Below are 6,568 nucleotides of genomic sequence, written 5' to 3'. Positions count from 1 at the left end.
TTAACCATAGTATAATAAATAATAGTAGTTAAAGTAGTTTAAGAGGAGATATTAAAGGGATATTTTACTTTAAATAAAAATTAACAAGGTTTATAATTTGTAGTAGTTAAAGTATTTAAAGAGGTGGGAACATGTGAAGGTTCAAAGGATAGAAGTGGAGAATAAGCCGTATCCATTGTATTTATTACTAGATAAAGAATACCAGCTAATAGAACCAGTAATGAAATTTATTAAATACTTAGATAATACTGGTAAGTCTCCTAATACCATTAAGGCATACTGCTATCATTTAAAGTTGCTGTACGAGTTCATGGAACAGAGAGGTGTTATTCTTAATGATATTAACTTTGAGTTGTTAGCAGACTTCGTAGGTTGGTTGAGATATCCTTCAGCATCAAATGTAATTGATCTTCAGTCAAAAAAAGCCATAAGAGAAGAAACGACAGTGAATACAATTTTAAATGTAGTTATGAGTTTTCTTGATTATTTAAGTAGATTAGGAGAATTTAAATCAATTGATGTATTTAAACAAGCAAAGGGAAGAAATTTCAAAGGATTTTTACATCATGTTAATAAGGGTAGATACCAAAAGAATGTCTTAAAGTTAAGGGTTAAAAAGAAACAGATAAGAACATTGAGATCAAAGGAAGTTAAGCAAATTATTGATGCTTGTCATACGAAAAGAGATAAATTAATTTTAATGCTTATGTATGAGGGTGGTTTAAGAATCGGTGAAGTGTTATCGCTTAGGCTTGAAGATATTGTCACTTGGGACAATCAAATCCATTTAACACCTAGAGATGTTAATGTTAATGAAGCTTATATTAAATTAAGGAAGGAAAGAACAATACATGTGAGTAAAGAACTTATGTCACTTTATACAGATTACTTGATATATGAGTATAGTGAGGAATTGGAGCATGATTATGTTTTTATTTCCTTAAAAGAAGGCTATTTTGGGAAACCACTAAAGTACCAAAGTGTTCTTGATCTAGTTAGAAGAATAGTTAAAAGGACTGGAATAGAATTTACATCACATATGCTTCGCCACACTCACGCAACGCAGCTAATTAGGGAAGGATGGGATGTTGCGTTCGTTCAAAAGAGATTAGGTCACGCACATGTTCAGACAACGTTAAATACCTATGTTCATCTTTCAGATCAGGATATGAAAAATGAGTTTAATAAATACCTCGAGAGAAAGGAGCATAAGAAATGAATGCTTCTAGTAAAAGGAAAATTATTAGTCAGAGTGAGATTAGCAAAAAAATAGCTGTAATGAATGAAGAAATGCAGGGGTTTTGGGCTAATAATAGTTGGGATATAAGAAAATGTCCACATCCTTCTGCCATAGAATTAAGTAAGAATCCTGCTTTAAGGAATCGTTGGGTTCGTTTTGAACGTGTTAAAAATCTGTGGTTAAGAACAGAATTGAAATATTTTTATTTTTACCATTTAAACAATGGAATATGGAATGCAAAAACTGTCTGGATTAGAAAAGGAACAGTAATTAATAAAATGTTAGATTTCTTAGATTTAAAGTATCCTAGCATTACTTCAATTACTGAAGTTCCTATTGAAAAAGCAATGACGGAGTATAGAACTTATTTGACAAAACGGGGTGTTAGAATTACCACTACTAATTATAAGATTACTGCTAATCAAGAAAAAACACCTGTAAAAGCTAATTCCTACTATGTTACTAATCTAAAACAATTTATGGAGTTTTATGAGAACTTTTATTTTGATGGAGAGGAGTGGGATAAAGACGTTTGGGATAGACGTAACTTACCTTTGCCAGATGATAAGGTTAACCCAACACAATATGAATATACAATTAACTTTAAAGGGTTTCGGAATACATATTTTAAACAACTTGTAAAAAGATATTGTAAGTTGAGATTGAACGTGGATAGCTTTTCCTATGTAAGTGATATTGCCCAAAGACTTAAAGAGTTCTTTAATTTTCTGGACATGAAATTTAAACAAGTTCAGAGAGTACACCAATTAACGAGAGTGGAAATTGAAGCATATTTAAGTGAACTAAACATGATGGGAATAAAACCTAGTACAATAACTGGGAGGATCTCTATATTGGAAGGACTATTTAGTACCCTTCTTAGGCTAGAATGGGATGATGTTCCTTCCAAAATATTAATTTATTCTGAGGACTATCCGAAAATACCAAGAGCAAAACCACGCTTTATAGATGAATTCGTCCTAGAGCAATTGAACAGTCATCTTGATAAATTACCCGAATATATAGCTACGATGACTATGATTGTTCAAGAATGTGGAATGAGGATAAGTGAATTGTGCACCTTGAAAAAAGGCTGTCTATTAGAGGACAAAGATGGAGATTTCTTTTTAAAGTATTATCAATGGAAAATGAAAAAGGAGCATATAGTTCCAATATCTAAAGAGGTAGCTTTACTTATTAAAGTTCGGGAAGATAAAGTTTCAGAGGAATTTCCAGATAGTGAATACCTCTTTCCAAGAAAAGATGGATCGCCATTAAAACAAGAAACATTTAGAGGTGAGTTAAATAAATTAGCTTATGAGCAAAATATAGTGGATAAATCAGGTGAGATTTATAGATTCCATGCCCATGCCTTTCGCCATACAGTAGGAACAAGAATGATTAACAACGGGATGCCCCAGCATATTGTGCAGAAATTTTTGGGGCATGAAAGCCCAGAAATGACAAGCAGATACGCTCATATCTTTGATGAAACTCTAAAAAATGAATTTACTAAATTTCAGGAAAAACTGGTTACCAATAATGGAGATGTGCTTGATCTAGATGAAGATAATGAAGTCGATGATGTAGAGCTTCAATGGTTCAAGAAAAATATAAATGCACAAGTGCTTCCAAATGGTTATTGTAGATTGCCAGTAGTAGCAGGTGGTTGTCCACATGCGAATGCATGCTTAGATTGCACTCACTTCTGTACCAGTAAGCAATTCTTACCACAGCACGAAGAACAGTTAGAGCGTACAGAAGAGTTATTAGCCATAGCTAAGGATAAACAATGGCAAAGACAAGTAGAGACTAATAGCCGTGTTAAAGAGCGTTTAGAACAAATCATTGGAAGTTTGACGGGGTAATTATCAATGGATAAACAAGTTAGAAATACAACAGAAATTGTACGTTTGGCGAAGCAGAAATCAAAAAAGACAAGGGAAAAAGTAGACAAAGCGATTTCTAAATTTTCGATTGAAGGTAAAGTTATTAATTTTAATTCAATAGCAAAGGAAGCTAATGTTTCTAAATCATGGCTTTATAAGGAACACGATATTAGGCAAAGAATCGAATCCCTTCGTGAGCGTCAAATAACAGCAAATGTAGTCTCAAAACCCAAGAAAAGTTCTCGTTCGGAGGAAATCCTTATTAAAACCTTAAAAAGAAGAGTAATGGAATTAGAAAAAGAAAATAAAAAATTACAGAACCAAATTCAAAAATTATATGGAGATCTGTATAATAAAGAATAATTATTAATCTGTAGACAAATTGTGAAAGGATGTACTTAAACGCTAACGGTCAGCTTTATTGAACAGTAATTTAAGTATATGTCCAATCTAGGGTAAGTAAATTGAGTATCAATATAAACTTTATATGAACATAATCAACGAGGTGAAATCATGAGCAATTTGATTAACGGAAAAATACCAAATCAAGCGATTCAAACATTAAAAATCGTAAAAGATTTATTTGGAAGTTCAATAGTTGGAGTATATCTATTTGGTTCAGCAGTAAATGGTGGTTTACGCATTAACAGCGATGTAGATGTTCTAGTCGTCGTGAATCATAGTTTACCTCAATTAACTCGAAAAAAACTAACAGAAAGACTAATGACTATATCAGGAAAGATTGGAAATACGGATTCTGTTAGACCACTTGAAGTTACGGTTATAAATAGGAGTGAAGTTGTCCCTTGGCAATATCCTCCAAAAAGAGAATTTATATACGGTGAGTGGCTCAGGGGTGAATTTGAGAATGGACAAATTCAGGAACCAAGCTATGATCCTGATTTGGCTATTGTTTTAGCACAAGCAAGAAAGAATAGTATTTCTCTATTTGGTCCTGATTCTTCAAGTATACTTGTCTCCGTACCTTTGACAGATATTCGAAGAGCAATTAAGGATTCTTTGCCAGAACTAATTGAGGGGATAAAAGGTGATGAGCGTAATGTAATTTTAACCCTAGCTCGAATGTGGCAAACAGTGACTACTGGTGAAATTACCTCGAAAGATGTCGCTGCAGAATGGGCTATACCTCTTTTACCTAAAGAGCATGTAACTTTACTGGATATAGCTAGAAAAGGCTATCGGGGAGAGTGTGATGATAAGTGGGAAGGACTATATTCAAAGGTGAAAGCACTCGTTAAGTATATGAAAAATTCTATAGAAACTTCTCTCAATTAGGCTAATTTTATTGCAATAACAGGTGCCTACTTTTAAAACAACCGATTTATTAATAAATATTGAAAATTTTTAGGAAGAATAAAGCGTTCTCTTGTGAAATTAGAGAACGCTTTATTACTTTAATTTACTGAAACAATTTGTAACTATTGAAAATAGAAAGAAATTGTTCCTTCGATAGTTTATTAATATTAGTGACATTTGCATGCTTCAAAGCCTGTCGGAATTGGTTTTTAGTAAAAAGAACGCGATATTCACGGTTTACCCACTTATAAACAAAAGATTGATACTCTTTGTAGTCCTTCTTTAAAATCAATGGTTGATGTCGTTCAAGAACAATCAATACAGAGTCTACATTCGGTTTAGGGTGAAAATATGCTCGTGGCACTTTTTTGAGAACTCTTATGTCCAATTCCACCATCAATAGCAAACCTAAAGCTCGTTTCGTATTTTGTAATCTTTTTGCAAAACCATTCTCCACAATAAGGTAACTATATTTCGAATTGCTTTCAAAAGCAATTTTTTTGACAATATCAGTACTGATGTTAAAGGGGATATTACCAAATATTTTATAGTCTTTGTTTTTGGGGAAGTTAAATTTCAGAATATCCGTATGGATAACTTTTATATTCTGAAAAGGCTTCACGACTTTTTGGGTGACTTGACACAAGTCCTCATCAATTTCTATAGAATCCACCCACCGACTCATTTTGACAAGTTCTTTGGTAAAATGACCTTTTCCTGATCCAATTTCTATTACATTATCTTGTTTATTTATATTCGTATGATTCAATATCTCTTTTACATGCTTTTTAGAAGTAATAAAATTTTGAGTGTCCTTTGGGTTTTTCTGGTTCATTATAACCTTCTCCTTGCCATTTTTTTCATTATGAATGAGATAAAGTAATATCTACTACTGCGATACTAGTGCACATACTTGAAACCTCCTTACGTAACTGATTATATCATTTCTGTTTACTTTTTAGAATAAAGCTCTATATGTAATTTTGCACTTGACACTTCAGTTGGACGTTTTCTTCAAAATAATATGTTTTGAAACTTGATAAGAGAAGCCACTGTCTTTACTAAAAAGTAAAGGCTGCGATAAAGGACAGTGACTTTAATAAAGTTGCACTGTTGTATTGTCTTTGGATAAAATTGTCTAAAGGGAAGTTTTATCCCCAACGAAAAAACATCTAAAGTGGTAAGTAATGAAAGAATGTCGATAAAGTAGGAATGGGGGATCTTTTTGAATACAATAGAATCACAGTTTGATAAGGTTGCAGAAGATTACGATTTCGTGAATGAGCTTTTGAATGATTATTCATTCTTTGTGTCTAATATGTCTCCAAAGAAAGGCAGAGCATTAGATATCGGATGTGGCTCGGGTTTGTTAGTGGAGAAATTAGCAAGTTATTATGATGAAGTGGTAGGGATTGATATTTCTAATCAAATGCTCGATCTTGCCAAATCTAAACGTCAACTAACAAATACGGTCTATCTGAATATGAATGCAGAACAACTTAATTTTAATGAGAAGTTTGATTTTATTGTAAGCCGAACAACCTTTCATCATTTGGATGATATAGCCAGCGTAATACAGCAAATGAAGGAACTGTTGAATGAGGAAGGAAGAATAGTTATTCTTGATAATGTATCTGAAGTCGAGACACCGCCTACCTATGTTTATAAATTAGGGGCAATCCAAGAGTTTTTACCGCATTGTTTCAAATTTGGAATAAAAAATGCGATTAGAATTTATAATCACAACACATCTAAATCATGGCTTGAGCATTTAGCTTCAGATAAGTACCTATCTGAACAAAATTATTACGATTTATATGAAAAGTTGTTGCCTGGATGCCAATTCCATAAAATGGGTTGGGCAATGGGGGTTGTCTGGACAAAATAACTTAAAGCTGTGGCTTTGAAAAGTTGAATTTGTGATTGTTTTCAGAGCTATCGGGTGCTTTAGTATAAATAACAATGAATAAAAAATCAGCCTGTATCTTATGTTACTATTAAGTAATTTAAGATACAGGTTTTACTATTTTTGAAATAAGTACCTTCCACTTCAAATACATGTATTCAAAGTGAAAGTATTGATTTAAATGATTCTTTTGTAATTTACTCTTGATAAAGTCCC

General features: G+C 32.6%; 6 protein-coding genes. 5 read left to right on the top strand and 1 reads right to left on the bottom strand.

What is annotated here, in order from left to right; genetic code table 11:
- Window positions 1-133 precede the first annotated feature (133 nt).
- The 4 genes from ACTFWY_RS17385 (at window position 134) to ACTFWY_RS17370 (ending at window position 4,425) form a co-directional block, all read left to right on the top strand.
- A complete protein-coding gene (locus tag ACTFWY_RS17385; protein WP_000868132.1) occupies window positions 134-1,219 on the top strand; it encodes a tyrosine-type recombinase/integrase in 1,086 nt (361 codons plus the stop codon).
- Window positions 1,216-3,108, top strand: a complete 1,893-nt coding sequence (locus ACTFWY_RS17380) for a site-specific integrase (RefSeq protein WP_001557544.1) — start codon at window positions 1,216-1,218, stop codon at window positions 3,106-3,108. The genes ACTFWY_RS17385 and ACTFWY_RS17380 overlap by 4 nt, the downstream gene beginning before the upstream one ends.
- A 6-nt stretch (window positions 3,109-3,114) precedes the next feature.
- Window positions 3,115-3,492, top strand: a complete 378-nt coding sequence (locus ACTFWY_RS17375; protein ID WP_000361059.1) for a DUF6262 family protein — start codon at window positions 3,115-3,117, stop codon at window positions 3,490-3,492.
- Window positions 3,493-3,642: 150 nt separating this feature from the next.
- Window positions 3,643-4,425, top strand: coding sequence for an aminoglycoside nucleotidyltransferase ANT(9)-Ia (locus ACTFWY_RS17370; protein WP_000067268.1), 783 nt, complete (start codon window positions 3,643-3,645; stop codon window positions 4,423-4,425).
- A 124-nt stretch (window positions 4,426-4,549) separates the two neighbouring features.
- On the opposite strand, the gene erm(A) is transcribed toward ACTFWY_RS17370, so the two are convergent.
- Window positions 4,550-5,281: a 23S rRNA (adenine(2058)-N(6))-methyltransferase Erm(A) gene (gene erm(A), locus ACTFWY_RS17365; protein WP_002360844.1), complete on the bottom strand. Its 732-nt coding sequence runs from the start codon at window positions 5,279-5,281 to the stop codon at window positions 4,550-4,552.
- Window positions 5,282-5,671: 390 nt separating this feature from the next.
- Here erm(A) and ACTFWY_RS17360 point away from each other — a divergent pair, with 390 nt between their 5' ends.
- The gene (locus ACTFWY_RS17360) at window positions 5,672-6,334 is read left to right on the top strand and encodes a class I SAM-dependent methyltransferase (protein WP_001092058.1); all 663 of its coding nucleotides are present in this window, start codon (window positions 5,672-5,674) and stop codon (window positions 6,332-6,334) included.
- Window positions 6,335-6,568 lie beyond the last annotated feature (234 nt).

Source organism: Enterococcus sp. 125944 (assembly GCF_051909435.1).
GTDB classification, from domain to species: Bacteria; Bacillota; Bacilli; order Lactobacillales; family Enterococcaceae; genus Enterococcus_D; species Enterococcus_D gallinarum.
The sequence above is the reverse complement of the archived record's forward strand: the minus strand, read 5'-3'. Positions and strand labels throughout refer to the sequence as shown.